General features: G+C 69.4%; 14 protein-coding genes. 1 reads left to right on the top strand and 13 read right to left on the bottom strand.

Annotated elements, in window-relative coordinates; translation table 11 throughout:
- Window positions 1-133: 133 nt before the first annotated feature.
- A complete protein-coding gene (locus J2728_RS19725; protein WP_310001862.1) occupies window positions 134-2,065 on the top strand; it encodes a glycoside hydrolase family 127 protein in 1,932 nt (643 codons plus the stop codon).
- Here the strand turns inward: J2728_RS19725 and folP are convergent.
- From folP to ruvB, 13 genes are all read right to left on the bottom strand, one after another.
- Complete coding sequence (gene folP / locus J2728_RS19720; RefSeq protein ID WP_310001861.1) at window positions 2,062-2,889, bottom strand: dihydropteroate synthase; 828 nt, start codon at window positions 2,887-2,889, stop codon at window positions 2,062-2,064. The genes J2728_RS19725 and folP overlap by 4 nt on opposite strands.
- Window positions 2,890-2,899: 10 nt before the next feature.
- Window positions 2,900-5,005 (bottom strand): hybrid sensor histidine kinase/response regulator, encoded by a 2,106-nt coding sequence (locus J2728_RS19715; RefSeq protein WP_310001860.1) that lies wholly within the window; start codon window positions 5,003-5,005, stop codon window positions 2,900-2,902.
- A gap of 131 nt (window positions 5,006-5,136) precedes the next feature.
- On the bottom strand, window positions 5,137-7,017 hold the full coding sequence (gene ftsH, locus J2728_RS19710; RefSeq protein WP_310001859.1) for an ATP-dependent zinc metalloprotease FtsH: 1,881 nt from the start codon (window positions 7,015-7,017) through the stop codon (window positions 5,137-5,139).
- A 34-nt stretch (window positions 7,018-7,051) separates the two neighbouring features.
- A complete protein-coding gene (gene tilS, locus J2728_RS19705) occupies window positions 7,052-8,302 on the bottom strand; it encodes a tRNA lysidine(34) synthetase TilS (protein ID WP_310001858.1) in 1,251 nt (416 codons plus the stop codon).
- Window positions 8,303-8,498: 196 nt separating this feature from the next.
- The gene (ybgF, locus tag J2728_RS19700; RefSeq protein ID WP_310001857.1) at window positions 8,499-9,365 is read right to left on the bottom strand and encodes a tol-pal system protein YbgF; all 867 of its coding nucleotides are present in this window, start codon (window positions 9,363-9,365) and stop codon (window positions 8,499-8,501) included.
- A gap of 78 nt (window positions 9,366-9,443) precedes the next feature.
- The gene (gene pal, locus J2728_RS19695; protein WP_310001856.1) at window positions 9,444-10,010 is read right to left on the bottom strand and encodes a peptidoglycan-associated lipoprotein Pal; all 567 of its coding nucleotides are present in this window, start codon (window positions 10,008-10,010) and stop codon (window positions 9,444-9,446) included.
- Window positions 10,011-10,212: 202 nt separating this feature from the next.
- Window positions 10,213-11,562 carry a Tol-Pal system beta propeller repeat protein TolB gene (gene tolB, locus J2728_RS19690; protein ID WP_310001855.1) on the bottom strand — a complete coding sequence of 450 codons (1,350 nt, stop codon included), beginning with the start codon at window positions 11,560-11,562 and terminating at the stop codon, window positions 10,213-10,215.
- Window positions 11,562-12,377 carry a cell envelope integrity protein TolA gene (tolA, locus tag J2728_RS19685; protein ID WP_310001854.1) on the bottom strand — a complete coding sequence of 272 codons (816 nt, stop codon included), beginning with the start codon at window positions 12,375-12,377 and terminating at the stop codon, window positions 11,562-11,564. The genes tolB and tolA overlap by 1 nt, the downstream gene beginning before the upstream one ends.
- Window positions 12,378-12,384: 7 nt before the next feature.
- Window positions 12,385-12,906 (bottom strand): ExbD/TolR family protein, encoded by a 522-nt coding sequence (locus tag J2728_RS19680; protein WP_310001853.1) that lies wholly within the window; start codon window positions 12,904-12,906, stop codon window positions 12,385-12,387.
- 4 nt (window positions 12,907-12,910) lie between these two features.
- Entirely contained in the window at window positions 12,911-13,606 is a 696-nt protein-coding gene (tolQ, locus tag J2728_RS19675) for a protein TolQ (protein ID WP_310001852.1), read from the bottom strand.
- Between the two features lie 119 nt (window positions 13,607-13,725).
- Window positions 13,726-14,172: a tol-pal system-associated acyl-CoA thioesterase gene (ybgC, locus tag J2728_RS19670; RefSeq protein ID WP_310001851.1), complete on the bottom strand. Its 447-nt coding sequence runs from the start codon at window positions 14,170-14,172 to the stop codon at window positions 13,726-13,728.
- Window positions 14,169-15,035: an FtsW/RodA/SpoVE family cell cycle protein gene (locus J2728_RS19665; protein ID WP_310001849.1), complete on the bottom strand. Its 867-nt coding sequence runs from the start codon at window positions 15,033-15,035 to the stop codon at window positions 14,169-14,171. The genes ybgC and J2728_RS19665 overlap by 4 nt, the downstream gene beginning before the upstream one ends.
- The gene (gene ruvB, locus J2728_RS19660; RefSeq protein ID WP_310001848.1) at window positions 15,025-16,065 is read right to left on the bottom strand and encodes a Holliday junction branch migration DNA helicase RuvB; all 1,041 of its coding nucleotides are present in this window, start codon (window positions 16,063-16,065) and stop codon (window positions 15,025-15,027) included. Before ruvB ends, J2728_RS19665 begins: the two co-directional genes overlap by 11 nt.
- Window position 16,066 lies beyond the last annotated feature (1 nt).

Raw genomic sequence — 16,066 nt, 5'->3', positions numbered from 1 at the left:
CCGACTGCCAATATGCGAGCCCGGCGAGCGCTCGTGCGAAAATCCGCGCCTGCCGCTTTCCTCGCGGCCATTCAACGCTTAATAACTCCTACTAATAGGCGGCGACGACCGCATCGCGTCAGGGAGTTCGCGTATGGCCCATGGTGACTGCTGCTCTGGCGGCCCGCGGACAGGATGGCCCCGGCGCTACGTGATCGCCGGCGCGCTGGGCGCGATGGCCTCGACCCCAGTCCTGGCGGCCGCCGGCAAGGGCGCCAAGGCCGGCCTCTCCCCTTTCGACATGCGCGACGTCGATCTGCTGGACAGCCCCTTCCTGCACGCCCAGCGCCGGACCGAGGCTTATCTGCTGTCGCTGGAGCCCGACCGCTTGCTCAGCGCCTTCCGGACCAACGCCGGCCTAGCGCCCAAGGCCCCGCCCTACGGCGGCTGGGAGTCCGAGGCGATCTGGGCCGACATCAACTGCCACGGCCACACCCTGGGTCACTACCAGTCGGCCTGCGCCCTGATGTATCGATCGACCGGCGACGCGCGCTTCAAGCAGCGGGTGGACTACATCGCCGACGAGCTGGCCGCCTGCCAGGCCGCCTCGAACGCCGGCCTCGTCTGCGCCTTCCCCAAGGGCCCCGCCCTGGTCGAGGCCCATATCCGCGGCGAGAAGATCACCGGCGTGCCCTGGTACACGCTGCACAAGGTGTTCGCCGGCCTGCGCGACGGCTGGCAGCTGGCCGACAGCCAGAGCAGCCGCGCCGTGCTGCTTCGGCTAGCCGATTGGACGGTCAACGCCACCGCGCCCCTGTCGGACGCCCAGTTCGAGACCATGCTGGCCACCGAGCACGGCGGCATGAACGAGGCCTTCGCCGACCTGTTCGCCCTGACGGGCGACACGCGCTATCGCGGCGCCGCCGAGCGTTTCTCGCACAAGGCCCTGCTGACGCCGCTGTCCCAAGGACGCGACACGCTGGACGGCCTGCACGCCAACACCCAGATCCCCAAGGTGATCGGCTTCCAGCGCGTCCACGAGGTCACCGGCCAGGCTCCTTACGGCGACGCGGCCCTGTTCTTCTGGCGAACGGTCACGCGGACGCGGTCATTCGCGACCGGCGGGTCGGGCGACGGCGAGTTCTTCTTCCCAAGGGCCGACTTCGAAAAGCATGTCTTCTCGGCCAAGGGCTCGGAGACCTGCTGTCAGCATAACATGCTGAAACTGACCCGCGCCCTGTTCGCCCAGGATCCGCGCGCGGAATACGCCGACTATTACGAGCGGTCGCTCTACAACGGGATCCTCGCGTCGCAGGACCCCGACAGCGGCATGGTCACCTACTTCCAGGGCGCGCGGCCGGGCTACATGAAGCTCTACTGCACCCCGGTCGACTCGTTCTGGTGCTGCACCGGCACGGGCATGGAGAACCACGCCAAGTACCGGGACTCCATCTACTTCCACGACGGCGAGACGCTGTATGTGAACCTGTTCATCCCGTCGAAGGTCGCCTGGAAGGCCCACGACGCGACCCTGACCCAGACGACGACCTTCCCGGACGACCCGACCACCACGCTGCGCTGGAGCCTTAAGCGCCCAACCGCCCTCGCGCTGAAGCTGCGTCAGCCAGGCTGGAGCCGTACCGCGACGGTGCTGGTCAACGGCAAGGTCGCCCTACGCTCCCAGACCCCGGGCTTCCTCGAGGTCGCGCGGACGTGGAAGGACGGCGACAGGGTCGAGCTCCGCCTGGAGATGCGGACCGGCTTCGAGACCGACCCGACCAGCCGCGAGATCGCCGCCTTCACCCACGGCCCGCTGGTGCTGGCCGGCGCCTTGGGGACCGAGGGCCTCGCCCCCGGCGCCGACATCGTCGTCAACGAGCGGCTCTACGGGAAATACAACGACAGCCCGTTCACGCCGCCGACGCTGACCGGCGATCCCGCCTCGGTGGCGGCCCGCATCCGGCCCACGGGCAAGCCGCTGGAGTTCACGGTGGCTTCGGCCAGCGGCAGCGAGGTCCGCCTCGTGCCCTACCACCGCATCGCCCACCAGCGCTACGCGACCTACTGGCGACTGAGCGGGACCTAGGCGGCCGCGATCGCCGCCTGAACCGCCAGCGCCTGGACCGTCTCGCGCACGTCGTGGACCCGGACCGCCGCCACGCCGGCGGCGGCGCCCGCCAGGTGCGCGGCCAGCGAGCCGCCCAGGCGGTCGTCGGCTTCGCGCGCCGACGGGTCGACGCCGGCGATGAACCGCTTGCGGCTGGCGCCCAGCAGGATCGGATAGCCGAGGGCCACGAACCTCGGCAGAGCCGCCAGCAGGGCCAGATTGTGCGCGGCGGTCTTGCCGAAGCCGATCCCTGGATCCAGCCAGATCTTCTCCTTGGCCACCCCGGCGGCCATGGCGGTGAAGGCGCGGGCCAGCAGGAAGGCCTCGACCTCGGCGACCACGTCGTCGTAGCGGGGGGCGTCCTGCATCGTTCCTGGCTCGCCCAGCATGTGCATCAGCACGACCTCGCAGCCCAGCTCGGCGGCGACCTCGGGGGCGTCGGGCGAGAAGCGTAGGGCGCTGACGTCGTTCCAGATCGTGGCGCCGGCCTTGACCGCCGCGCGAGCGACCTCGGGCTTCAGGGTGTCGATCGAGATCGGGATGGCGCTGGCGGCGCGCGCCGCCTCGATCACCGGGACCACCCGCCGCATCTCCTCGAACGCGGACACCGGCGTCGCGCCCGGCCGCGTGCTCTCGCCGCCGATGTCGAGGATGTCGGCGCCCTGTGCGATCAGCCGGCGGGCGTGTTCGACGCCGTCGCCCGGATCGAAGAACCGTCCGCCGTCCGAGAAGCTGTCGGGCGTGACATTGACGATCCCCATCACCTGGGGGCGCGGAGCGGCGGGGCGGGCGGCGAGGCTCATGCCCCGACGTTTAGACCTCGCGCAGCATCCGGTCGATCCGTCCGGTCAGATCGGCGATCGCGAACGGCTTGGTCAGCACCTCCATGCCGTGCTCGATGTGGCCGTGGTTCAGCACCGCGTTCTCGGCGTATCCGGTGATGAACAGGACCTTCAGCTCGGGCCGCAGCGCCCGGGCGGCGTCGGCCACCTGGCGTCCGTTCAGCCCTCCCGGCAAGCCGACGTCGGTGATCAGGAGATCGACGCGATGGCCGCCCTGCAGAATCCGCAGGCCCGCCGCGCCGTCCTGCGCCTCGATACAGGCATAGCCCAGCTCGCCTAGGGCGTCGGTGACCAGCATCCGCACGGTCGGTTCGTCGTCAACCACCAGCACGGTCCGGTCGGCGTGGGTCTGGGCGGCTTCGAGCGGCGCGGCCGCCGGCTCCTCGTCCTCGGCGCCCAGGTGGCGCGGCAGATAGAGGCACACCATCGTGCCCTGGCCGACCTCGGAATAGATCCTCACGTGGCCGTTCGACTGGCGCGCGAAGCCGTAGACCATCGACAGGCCCAGCCCCGTGCCCTGACCGATCGGCTTGGTCGTGAAGAACGGATCGAACACCCGCTCCAAGGTCTGCTTGTCGATGCCCGAACCGGTGTCGCTGACGCAGACCGAGACATACTGGCCCGGCTCCAGGCCTTGCTCGCGGGCGATGCGGTCGTCGAGCCAGCGGTTGGCGGTCTCGATCATGATCCGCCCGCCGTCCGGCATGGCGTCACGGGCGTTGATGCACAGGTTCAGAAGGGCGTTTTCCAGCTGGTTGGCGTCGACCAGCGTCGGCCAGAGCCCCGTGGCGGCGACCATGTCCACCTCGATCGAAGGCCCCACCGTGCGGCGGACCAGCTCCACGAAGTCGGCCATCAGCCGGTTGATGATCACGGCCTTGGGGGCCAGGGTCTGGCGGCGGGAGAAAGCCAGCAGGCGGTGGGTCAGGGCCGCCGCCCGTCGAGCCGCGCCCTGCCCAGCGCCCAGATAGCGCTCGACATCGCTGGTCCGCCCCTGGGCCAGCCGCGCGCCGATCATCTCGAAGGCGCCCGAGATGCCGGCCAGAAGGTTGTTGAAGTCGTGGGCCAAGCCGCCGGTCAGCTGGCCCACGGCCTCCATCTTCTGGGCCTGGCGCAGGGCTTCCTCGGTGCGCTCGCGCTCCTCCAGCGCTTCGGCGATCCGCGCCTCCAGCGTTTCGTTCAGGTGGCGCAGCGCCGCCTCGGTCCGCTTGCGGTCGGTGACGTCCTGGAACAGCACCGCCACCTGCTTCAGCTCGGGCGGCTCGATCCGGAACGATGACAGGGACAGATGACGCCCGGTGGCGACCAGCTCCTGCTCGAAGCGGATCGGTACGCCCGTGCGCAGCACCGCGCCGTAGCGGGCGACCCACGCGTCGGCCTCGTCCGGCACCATCTCGCGCAGCTTCTGGCCAACGACGTTGGGAATACCAGCGTGCCGCTCATAGGCGGCGTTGGCCATGATGTGGATGTAGTCGCTATCCGGCCCATGCGGACCGTCCAGGAACTCGATGACGCAGAAGCCCTCGTCCATCGACTCGAACAGGGCGCGGTAGCGGCGCTCGTCGGCCAGGCGCGCGCGATCGTCCAGGACGCGCGTGGTGATGTCGTTGCAGTGGACCAGAACACCACGCACGACGCCGTCCTCGTCGCGGACGGGCGAGGCCAGCAGGTTGCACCAGGCCTCTTCTCCCAACCGGCTGAACGGGACGCCTTCCAGCACCACGCTTTCGCCCAGACGCCCCCGGGCCAGCAGCTCGACGCCTTGGTGGATCGGAAACGCCTCGGGGAAGGGCCGGCTCAGCGTGTCGGGAAGACCCAGCATGGCGCGCGCGGCGTCGTTGTGGAGGGTGATGGCCGCATCCCCCCAGGCCAGGAAGGAAGGGATCGGCGAGGCCAGCATCATCCCGACCGCCACCTTCAGGGCCGCGGGCCAGGACGGCGGGGCCGGCAAGCCGGCGCTCGTCCAGTCGCCCGCCGCGATGGCCGCGCCCATTCGTCCGCCTCGCGCCAGGAACGCGCTCTCGGCTGCGGAACGGACGCTCGCGCCGGCCATGTCATCGGTGCCCGTGGTGACCATTGGCCCGCGCTCGCCCCTTGCCGCGAACTCGCGGTGAAGCTCCAACGGCCCCATTCCGACCTGGTTGCAGCTGGACAAGAAAAAAGCCGGCCCTCGCGAGCCGGCTTTGTCCTTGGAAGTCCTAAAGAGCGTCAGGCGGTGACGCTGGCGCCCGCGCCCGGCGAGAGGGGAACCAGAGACGGCGCGACGATCGTCTCGCGAGTCTCCTCCTCTTCCCGCTTGGGCGCCACGCCCTTCAGCACGCCGGCGATCTCCTCGCCAGACAGGGTCTCGTACTCCAGCAGGGCCTTGCCCAGGGTGTGCAGGTCCTCGATCTTCTCGTTCAGGATGCGGCGAGCCTCGTCCAGACCGTACTGCACCAGGCGCTTGACCTCGCTGTCGATCAGGCGAGCGGTCTCTTCCGACACGTTCTGGGTGCGGGCGACCGAGTGGCCCAGGAACACCTCGTCCTGGTTGTCGCCATAGGCCACCGTGCCCAGCACGTCGGAATAGCCCCAGCGGGTGACCATGTTGCGCGCCAGGTCGGTGGCGGCCTTGATGTCGCTGGAGGCGCCCGAGGTGATGTTCTCCTTGCCGAAGATCAGCTCCTCGGCCACCCGGCCGCCCATCATGATGGCCAGACGGCTGGTCATCTGCTGGTACTTCATCGAGTAGCGGTCGCCTTCCGGCAGCTGCATGACCATGCCCAGCGCGCGACCGCGCGGCACGATCGTGGCCTTGTGGACCGGGTCGGCCAGCGGGACGTTCAGGGCCACGATGGCGTGGCCGCCCTCGTGATAGGCCGTCAGCTTCTTCTCTTCCTCGTTCATGGCCATCGACCGGCGCTCGGCGCCCATCATGACCTTGTCCTTGGCCTGCTCGAAGTCGCTCATGGTGACCATGCGGCGGTTCTTGCGGGCGGCCATCAGGGCGGCTTCGTTGACGAGGTTGGCCAGATCCGCGCCCGAGAAGCCCGGAGTGCCGCGCGCCAGCGTCTTGACGTCGACGTCGGCGGCCAGCGGCACGTTCTTCATGTGGACGCGGATGATCTTCTCGCGACCGGCGACGTCCGGATTGGGCACCACGACCTGACGGTCGAAGCGGCCCGGACGCAGCAGGGCCGGGTCCAGCACGTCCGGACGGTTGGTGGCGGCGATCAGGATGATGCCTTCGTTGGCTTCGAAGCCATCCATCTCGACCAGCAGTTGGTTGAGGGTCTGCTCGCGCTCGTCGTTGCCGCCGCCCAGGCCGGCGCCGCGATGGCGACCGACGGCGTCGATTTCGTCGATGAAGATGATGCAGGGGGCGTTCTTCTTGGCCTGCTCGAACATGTCGCGCACGCGGCTGGCGCCGACGCCGACGAACATCTCGACGAAGTCCGAACCCGAGATCGTGAAGAACGGCACGCCGGCTTCGCCCGCCACGGCGCGGGCGATCAGGGTCTTACCCGTACCGGGAGGGCCGACCAGCAGGGCGCCCTTCGGGATCTTGCCGCCCAGACGCTGGAACTTGGCCGGGTCCTTCAGGAAGTCGACGACCTCCTGCAGCTCTTCCTTGGCCTCGTCGACGCCGGCGACGTCCTCGAAGGTGATGCGGTTCTTGTTCTCGGTCAGCAGGCGAGCCTTGGACTTGCCAAAGCCCATGGCGCCCTTGGCCCCGCCCTGCATCTGACGCATGAAGAACAGCCAGACGCCCACGATCAGCAGGATCGGCAGCAGCTGGATCAGGATGGCCAGGAAGCTGATCGAGCCGCTCTTGAACTTCACGTCGGCGTTCTTGGCGACCATGCGGTTGACCAACTCGTCGGAGTCGAGCGGGGCGTTGACGGTCAGCACCTTGCCGCTGGCGTCCTTGGCCTGGACGACTTGGCCGGAAATCTCGGCCGACTTGATCTGCCCGGCGTCAACCTGCTTGAGGAGCTGCGAATAGCTGATCTCGCCGCCGCCCTTGGTGCGCGCGTTCTGGCTCACGAAGAACACGCCCATCAGGGCCGCCACGATCACCAGCCAGATGGCTGCGTTCCGGAAATTCATTCGGTTCGTCTTCCCAACGATAGGTCTTCGCCCCTCAAGATAAGGGCTCGCGAGCGCTTGCGCCACGGACGTGACATCTGGTCACGGATTCTTTGTCACAAAGGCCAACCGCAGCCTGATAGCGACCCAGAACGAGCGGACGCGCGCGCCCTCCCCCTTCGACCGCAAAATCCGGGCCGTCAAGCGTGGGCGAACACGGCGCCGCGCCATGCCGCGGGATCAGCGGCAAGCTGGGCCGGACCGCGGCGGGCAGCCTGGCCAGGCGCGCGCGCTGCGCGGCCGACAGGCTGGAGCCCCGGCCTTTCAGCGCGACGACGGTCAGCGGCTCCGCGCCGGCGGTGATTTCCCAGCGGCCGTCCCAGACGCCGGTCTCGCCAGGCGCGAGGGTCAGGGGCGAGAGGCCACCGCGCGCGGTCTCGCCAGCGTCGCGGCTGATCAGCGCCATCTCCCCCGCCTCGATCCGCGCGCCGGCCAGGGTGGCCGTGAAGGCTTCGCCGCCGCGCAGGCGCTGGACCAAGCGTTGGAGACGCTCGCCGCGCGGCGGTCGCTCGGTCCCGGCGGCGCACAACAGGGCGGCGGCCAGATGGGCGGCCGCGGCGTCGCGCGGCAAGCGGATCGCGCCCGTGGCGTCGATGGAGAAGACGGGCGGCGACTTCACGGTTTCCGGCTCCAAGGGTGCCTCCTCGGCGCCGCCGGCCCGGGCCCTCGCCCGGGCGTAGCGAAGATCCGCGTTGGCGGGATCTTCCAGCCAGGTCTCGCCGTCGGCGCCGAGCGCGTCCCGGATCTCGGCACGAGTCAGGGCCAGTAACGGCCGCAGCAGGAAGACGTCGCGCCCCTCCGGCCAGACCGGCGACGGCGACCATTCGCGCGGGTCGGGGACGGTCGAGCCCTCGGCGCGCATCGCCGCGCTCTCGGCGAGATCGCTGGCCGTGTGGCCCAGCAGCAGCACGGAGGCTCCCGCCTCCCGCGCGGCGGCCGCCAGCAAGGCGTGGCGGGCGCGGCGGGCGGCGGCGGGCAGGCCCGCGCCGGGCTTTGGACCCGTCCAGGCCAGGGCGCGGACGTCCGCCCCGAGGCGCCGCGCCTTCTCGACCGCATCGGCGGTCCAGCTCGCGCTATCGGCCTGCAGCCGGTGATCGACGACCAGCGCCAGCACGGGCCGGCCGCGCGGCCGCGCCCAGTCCAGCGTCGCCTTCAGCAGAAAAAGGGAGTCGCCGCCGCCGGAGAAGCCGACGGCGAGGGGGGCGTTGGACAGGGCGTCTAGACGATGGTCGAAAGGGCGCGACACCCCTTCTCTCTTTGAGAGAGGGAGAGGCCCGCCGCCGGAGGCGGTGGGAGGGTGAGAGGTTTCACCGTCCACCGGACAATCCTAGCTCTTCCATCATCGGCATTCGCCCGCGCCTGGGCCCGCGAGAGCGTAACCTCTCACCCTCCCATCGCAAGGGATGGGCCTCTCCCTCTCTCAGAGAGAGGGGTTCAGACTCCTACGAGCACTTCGCCGCGACGCGGGTCGAGGCCGCGCGGGAGTTCACCTGGGCCGGGGCCTTGGGATAGCGCTTGGCGAGCTCGTCCAGCGTGCGGCAAGCCTCGGTGGTCTTTTTCAGCGCCACCATCGAGCGGGCCAGCTTCAGGGTCGCGTCCGGGCCCCAGGTCGTCTGCGGCCAGCCGCGGATCGCGCCGATATAGGCGGCGGCGGCGTCGGTATAGGCCTCGCGGACGAACAGGGTCTCGCCCAGCCAGTAGCGGGCCTCGGGCGTCTTGGCGTTGTCCGGATAGTTCGTGACGTAGGCCGAGAAGGCCTGCTCCGCGGCGGCGTAGTCGCCGTCCAGCAGCATTTGCCGCGCCTGCTTGAAGGCCACGGCCGGGTCGGCCGGCGGCGGGGGCGGCGGCGGCACGGCGCCATCGGTGGCCTGGGCTCCGGCGGCCATCTGGCCGTTGGCGGCGGCGGCCTGCAGGTCGGTCAGGGTCTTTTCGATCGCGGCCAGGCGCTGCTCCAGCGCGTCGGCGCGCGCTTTCTGGTCGGCGGCGGCCTTGTTGGCCTTATTGAGCTCGAAGGTGACGGTCTCGTTCTGGCCATTCAGCTTGGTCAGGGTCTGCTCGAGATCGGTGACCCGGTCGTTCAGGGCGGCGATCTGGGCGTCGGTCTCGGCCGGTTGCACCACGACGGGCTTACCAGTGTCGCGGCCCTGGAAGACGATCGCGCGCAGCTCGCGGACCACCTTCTCCATCCGCTCCACGCGCTTGGCCGAGCGGTCGTCCAGCGGATCGGCCGCCGGCAGCGGGGTCTGAGCCACCGCGACGGCGGAGGCCGAGGCGAACAGAACGGCAAGCAAGGCGGATTTCAGCTTCATGACCGTGATGTACCGGGAGCTAGCGGACAAAACTAGGGCGGCATCTCGGTGAGACGCCGCCCCATTTTAGCTCAGCGCTTAGCGGGCGCCGTCCGTGATGGCCGTGTGGCCGTTACGGTTCTTGGCCCAGGCTTCCTCAGTCGAGCCGGCGTCGATCGGCTTTTCCTTGCCGAACGAGATCGTCTCGATGCGCGAGGCCGACACGCCCTGGGCGATCAGGAAATCGCGCACGGCGTTGGCGCGGCGGGCGCCGAGGGCCAGGTTGTATTCGCGGGTGCCGCGTTCGTCGGCGTTGCCTTCGATGCGGACCTTCACGGCGGGATAGCGGTTCAGCCACTGGGCCTGACCGGCCAGGACCGGCTGGGCGTCGGCGCGGACCGAATATTCGTCGGTGTCGAAATAGACCCGGTCGCCGACATTGACGACGAAGTCCTGCACCGAGCCCGGCAGCGGGCCCTGAGCGACCGGCGGGGCCGGCGGCGGGGTGTAGGGCGCGGGCTCCTGGGCCGGCGGCGGCTGGGGCGCCGGCGCGGCGGGCTGGGGCTTCGGACGCGAAGCGCAGGCGGCGAGCGAGCCGGCGGCGAGGCCGACGAGCGCCAGTCTAACGGCGCGCTGGGTGTCGAAGCTCATCCAGTTTCTCCTCAAGTCAACAACTCTGGACCTGATCCATACCTGCGACATGCGGGCAATGGACCTGCTAAATGTCCGACCATACCTCACAATGACGTCAGAAGTCGGTCAGACGGCGCCGAAACTCTTCAACGAGACAATCCCGACGCGCAACGACGTCGAGTTAGTAGCCGCAGAACGCGCTCGCAAGCTTAAGGTTGCGCGGCTCGACGATTTGTCAGTCTAGAAGCGGCGACCAAGCCGGGTCCGAGCCCGAGCCGTTGTAGGCGGCCGGTCGCAGGATCCGGCCGGTGATGTCCACCGTCCAGAGCTTGGGATTGCCGCCGCCGCCCTCGCGGAAGAACATCAGCACGCGGCCGTTCGGCGCCCAGGTCGGACCTTCGTCGAGATAGCTGGTGGTCAGCAGGCGCTCGTCGCCGCCGTCAGGCCGCATCACGCCAATGTGGAACTGGCCGCCCGTCTGCTTGGTGAAGGCGATGAAGTCGCCGCGCGGGCTCCACACGGGCGTCGTATAGCGGCCGCCGCCATACGAGATGCGGCGCACGCCCGATCCGTCGGTGTTCATCACGTAGATCTGGGCTTGGCCGCCCCGGTCGGAATTGAACACGATCTTCGTCCCGTCCGGCGAGAACGAGGGCGAGGTGTCGATGGAGGGATCGGTGGTGATGCGCGTGGTCGAGCGGCTGCGCAGGTCCATCACATAGATGTCGCTGTTGCCGTTCTTCTCGACCGAGAAGGCGACCTTGCCGCCGTCGGGCGAGAAACGCGGGGCGAACACCATGCCGGGAAACTTGCCGACCGTCTCCTGGCGGCTGGTCTCCAGGTTCAGCAGGTAGATCGACGAGCCCGTCGGCCGCAGGGCCATGTAGGTCAGCTCCTGGCTGGTGGAGCTGAAGCGCGGCGTCATGACGATGTACGAGCCGTCGGTCAGGTACTGCGGATTGGCGCCGTCCTGGTCCATGATCGCCAGGCGCTTGACGCGGGCCAGCTTGGGACCGCTCTCGGCGACGAAGGCCACGCGGGTGTCGAAATAGCCCTTCTCGCCGGTCAGGCGCTCATAGACGGCGTCGCTGATCTTGTGAGCCACGCGCCGCCAGTTGTCGGGCGTCGAGGAGAACTGCAGGCCCAGCAGCTGCTGCTGCGAGAACACGTCCCACAGGCGGAAGTCGACGCGCAGGCCGCCATCGGGCCCGACCGTCACCTGGCCGTTGATCAGCGCCTGAGCACCCGTGGCTTGCCAGTCGGGAAAGCGCGGCTGGATGTTGACGTCCGACAGCTTGTCCGGGACGCCCGCCACGTTCAGCGGCTGGAACAGGCCCGAGCGCTCGAGATTGCCGCTGATGACCTGGGCGATCTCGGCGCCGCGAGTGGCGCCCGAGAAGGCCGGTATGGCGATCGGCATCGGCTTGACCGCGCCGGCGTTGATGTCGACCTCGATCTGCGCGGCGGCCGGCGTGACGAAGGCCGCGCCGCTCAGCAGGACGGCGGCCGCCAGCATCAGGGCTTGCATTCGCTTCCAGGCTTTAGGGCGCATCGGGGTCTCCTTGTTCTCGACCGTTCCTGGCATCAACGCGAACAGGCCTGTTTTGCGTTGAAGTTCAGGGCGATTTTCTGACCGTACAGGTCCGGCGGCAGGTAGGCGAACGGCGAGGCGGCGAACAGCGCGCGAATGGCGCGGTCCGACGCGGCCTTGACCACGGGGTCCGGCGAGGACGTTCCCGGCGACTCCGGCTGGCCGACAACGCGGCCGCCCGGCCCGATCACGAAGACCACGCGGACATTGACGTTGGCGCCGCCCTCGACCTCGCAGTTGGGGTTCCAGCGGTCCTGGACCTCGCCCTGCAGGCGGCCCAGCGCCGAGGCCGAGAGGCCCGTGGCCGCGCCCAGGGCGGGACGCGCCGAGACCGAGGTCTCCTGCCGCGCCGGTCCCTTGGCGGCATTCGAGGTCGGCTTGCCCGTCGCCTTCTTGGTCTTGGCCAGGGTGGCTTCCAGTGAGGCGAAGAAGTCGTTGCTGTCGGTCTTCTTCTGCTGGGTCGGCTTGGCCGGCGTCGGAGTCGGCGCGGGCTTGGGAACCGGCGTCGGCTTGGGCGGCGGAGCTGGCGCGGGGGTTGGCGTCGGCGCGGGGGTCGGGGCCGGCGGCTGCGGTGTCGCTTGTGGCTCGGGCTCCGGCGCCTGGGCGGTCTGCTCGACCGGCGCCTGCTCGGCCGGGCGGACATTGGTCGGACCGTTGGTGACGATGGTCACCGGCACCGACTCGCCGATGGTGATCGGCTTGGACGACTTCCACGGCAGGCCGAACGCGATCAGCGCCGCGACCGCGCCGTGCAGCGCGATCGAGCCCAGGAGAGCCGGAGAGACCCGTTGTTCGCGGTGGGCGATCATGCCGCCCCTACTGCGCGGGCCGCAAGGCGCCCGCGTCCGCCGGCTGGGCGTCGCGGGGGGCTGAACCCGAAGAGGGGCCGCCCGTCTCGGTGATCAGGTTGATCTTGTTGAAGCCCGCGTTCGACAGGCCCGCCATCACTTGGGCGACGACCTGGTAGGTCGCTCCGCCGTCGGCGCGGACGAAGATCGGCTTGTCATAGCCGTCGCCGGCGATGGCGCTGATGCGCGGCGCCAGATTTTCGAACGGGATCTGGGTCTCGCCGACAAAAACGCCGCCGTCCTTGCGGATCGAAACGGTGATCGGCTCTTCCTGGTTCTGCAGGGCTGCGGCCTCGGTCTTGGGCAGCTCCAGCGGCACGCCCGCGGTCAGCAGCGGCGCGCTGATCATGAAGATGATCAGCAGCACCAGCATCACGTCGACCAGGGGCGTGACGTTGATCTCGGACAGCGCCCCGCGCGAGCGGCGGCCGCGACGGCGGCGGCCCCGGCCGCCTCCGGTGGCGAAGGCGTCGTTTGAGGACATCGCCATGGGCCTAGACTCGCTCGGTCAGGCGACGCTGGATCGCGGTCGACAGGTCGTCGGCGAAACCTTCCAGGCGGCCGGCGTACTTGCCCGCGTCGGTCGAGAACTTGTTGTAGGCGATATAGGCCGGGATGGCGGCGATCAGGCCCACGGCCGTGGCGAACAGCGCCTCGGCGATCGACGGGGCGACGACCGCCAGCGAGGTGTTCTTCGACAGGGCGATGTTCTGGAAGGCGTGCATGATGCCCCAGACCGTGCCGAACAGGCCAATGAACGGGCTGGCCGTGGCGACGATGGCCAGGCTGCCCAGGCCCTCTTCGACCTTGGCGGTCTCGCGGGCGATCATGGTGTCCAGGATCCGGTCGATGCGGGCGACCAGGAAGGCCGTCTGATTCTCGGTCATGGCCCGCGTCTTGGCTTCGCGCCACTCCTTCAGCGCCGCCTGCAGCATGCGCGGCAGGGCGTGGGGCGGATTGGCGCCGGCCTCGCCCGCCACGTCCTCCAGCGAGCGTCCGCCGCCGACCTGCTCCTCGAAGCGGTCGGCCGCGCGGTTGAGGTTCGTGAAGCGGAACAGCTTGTCCAGGATCACGGCCCACGAGCCCAGTGAGGCCAGGATCAGGCCGATCATCACGCCTTTGACGACCCAGTCGGCCTGCATGAACAGGGCGAAGAACGAGAAATTGGGGGCGGCGGCCGAGGCGTCCATGCGGGGTAGGGCTCCGTTGGGGCGTCTGATCAGGACAGGTGTGCGCCGTATGGCATGAAGCGGCGCTTGGGTGAAACTATGACGAGGGTCGATCGATCCGAAAAAATCGGCGCGGCGCTTTAAGCCTGGGCGGTCGGCGCCAGCCAGGGCGCCAGCTTGGCCGTCATCTCCGCCGTCGGCCGGCGCGGCCGCCCGGACAGACTGATGCAGACGGCCACCGCCTTGGCCTCAAGGATCACCTCGTCGCCGCGCGTGATTCTCTGGCTGACGTGCAGCCGCACGCCCTCGACCCGTTCGTACAGGGTGCGAACCACCAAGGCGTCGTCGATCTTGGCGGCGCGCTTGAAGTCCAGCTCCATCCGGATGACGGCGAAGCCGGTGTCCTGCTCGGCGAGCTCGCTGTGAGAGATGCCGACCGCCCGGAAGAAGTCGCTGCGCCCTCGCTCCAGATAACGCAGGTAGTTGGCGTGGTAGACGACGCCGGTGAAATCGGTGTCCTCGTAATAGATGCGCACGGGCAGTTGGTGCTCGCGGCCGTCGAAGACGCCGGCGGTGGGTTCGATCATGACGCGGGCGGGTCCTGGTTTTCGGAATCTCCGAGCACTAAACCCAAGGATAGACCCCAGGCCAGGATCGGCGCGGCGCCGTAGCCTAGAACGGGCGCGGGATAGTTTCCAAACAGGTTGCCGGCGATCCAGCCGGTCCACAGAGCCGCCAGCGCCAGCGCCTCGGCGCGGCGTTCGGGCAGCGCCTGGGCAACAGCAAGGAATGGCGCGGGCAAGCTGATCATCAAGACGCCCGCCACGAAGCCCAGCACGGGATTGGCAGCCATCGCATTGACCAGCAGCCCCTCGACATAGGGCACGGCGGGCAGGGTGTCGGGCTCGACCCAGGCGGCGTAGGCCAAGAGCGCAGCGACGATCACGCACGCCCAGGGCGTCAGCTGACGCGGGCGCTCCACCAGCGCCGCCGCCGCGAGCGCCAAGGCGAAGGCCAGCGAAGAGGCCGCGTCGTGCTGGTACAGCAGAAGAAGAGCGACCAGGCCCGCGATCGGCGCCACGCGACGATCGTCGAAGCCCTTGGCGAAGGCCCAGGCCGCAAACGGCAGGGCTAGGGAGGCGGTGTGCAGTTGGATCGGCCCCAGCGCCAGCCAACGCCTAGCGCCCTCCAGCGAGACGCCATTCATCAGCGTGAGGACCAGGGCCAGGCCGCAGGCGGCCGTCAGCACCCAAAGCCGCCAGCGAGTCCGTCGCCAGAAACGCCCGACCAGAAGGGCCAGACCCACAGCGAGCACGGCGGCAAGTCCTTGGACAATCAAGGCGTTGCGCGGCCCGCCCGCCACGCCGATGGCGGCCAGGGAGACGGCGAGACCCACGGCGGCCAGACCGGCCGTGAACAGTCGGATAGCGCGCGGGTCGCTAACCTTCATCGAACAGACCTCCCTGCGCCTGTCCCGGCGGGGCGGCGGGCGGGGTCAGGCCCAGGTGCAGATAGGCTTTGCCGCAGGCCATGCGGCCGCGCGGCGTGCGCTGGATAAAGCCCTGCTGCATCAGATAGGGCTCGATCACGTCCTCGACCGCGTCGCGGGCCTCGGCGATGGCGTAGGCAATGGTCTCCACGCCCACCGGCCCGCCGCCATAGTGCTCGATCATGGCGCGCAGATAGCGGCGGTCCAGGCTGTCGAGGCCGACCTCGTCGACCTCCAGGCGGGCGAGCGCCAGGCCCGCGGCCTTGCGGTCGATCACGGTCGCGCCGTCGGCGGTGGCGAAGTCGCGCACCCGGCGCAGCAGGCGGCCGGCGACGCGCGGGGTGCCCCGGGCGCGCTTGGCGATCTCGTCGGCGCCGTCGTCCGACAGCGGCGCGCCCATCTTGCGGGCGGCGTGCTGCAGCACGTGGCGCAGCTCGGCCGGGGTGTAGAACTCCAGGCGGATCGGAATGCCGAAGCGGTCACGCAGGGGGGTGGCCAGCATCCCCGCTCGCGTGGTCGCGGCCACCAGGGTGAAGGGCGCCAGATCGATGCGGATCGAGCGGGCCGAGGGCCCCTCCCCGATCACCAGATCCAGCACATGGTCCTCCATCGCCGGATAGAGGATCTCCTCGACGTTCGACGACAGCCGGTGGATCTCGTCGATGAACAGGACGTCGTTGGCTTCCAGATTGGTCAGGATCGCCGCCAGGTCGCCGGGCTTGTTCAGCACCGGGCCCGAGGTGGCGCGGAAGTTCACGCCCAGCTCGCGGGCGACGATCTGGGCCAGGGTGGTCTTGCCCAGGCCCGGCGGGCCGAACAGCAGCACGTGGTCCAGGGCCTCGCCCCTGCCCTTGGCGGCCTCGATGAAGACCCGGAGATTGCCCTTGGCCTGCTCCTGACCGACGAACTCGGCCAGGGTCTGGGGCCGCAGGGCGCGATCAGTGGGCGCCAAGTCGCCGTGCTGGGGCTCGCCGGAGATGACGCGGGTCATG

Source organism: Caulobacter segnis (assembly GCF_031454995.1).
Classification (GTDB): Bacteria; Pseudomonadota; Alphaproteobacteria; order Caulobacterales; family Caulobacteraceae; genus Caulobacter; species Caulobacter segnis_E.
The sequence above is the reverse complement of the archived record's forward strand: the minus strand, read 5'-3'. Positions and strand labels throughout refer to the sequence as shown.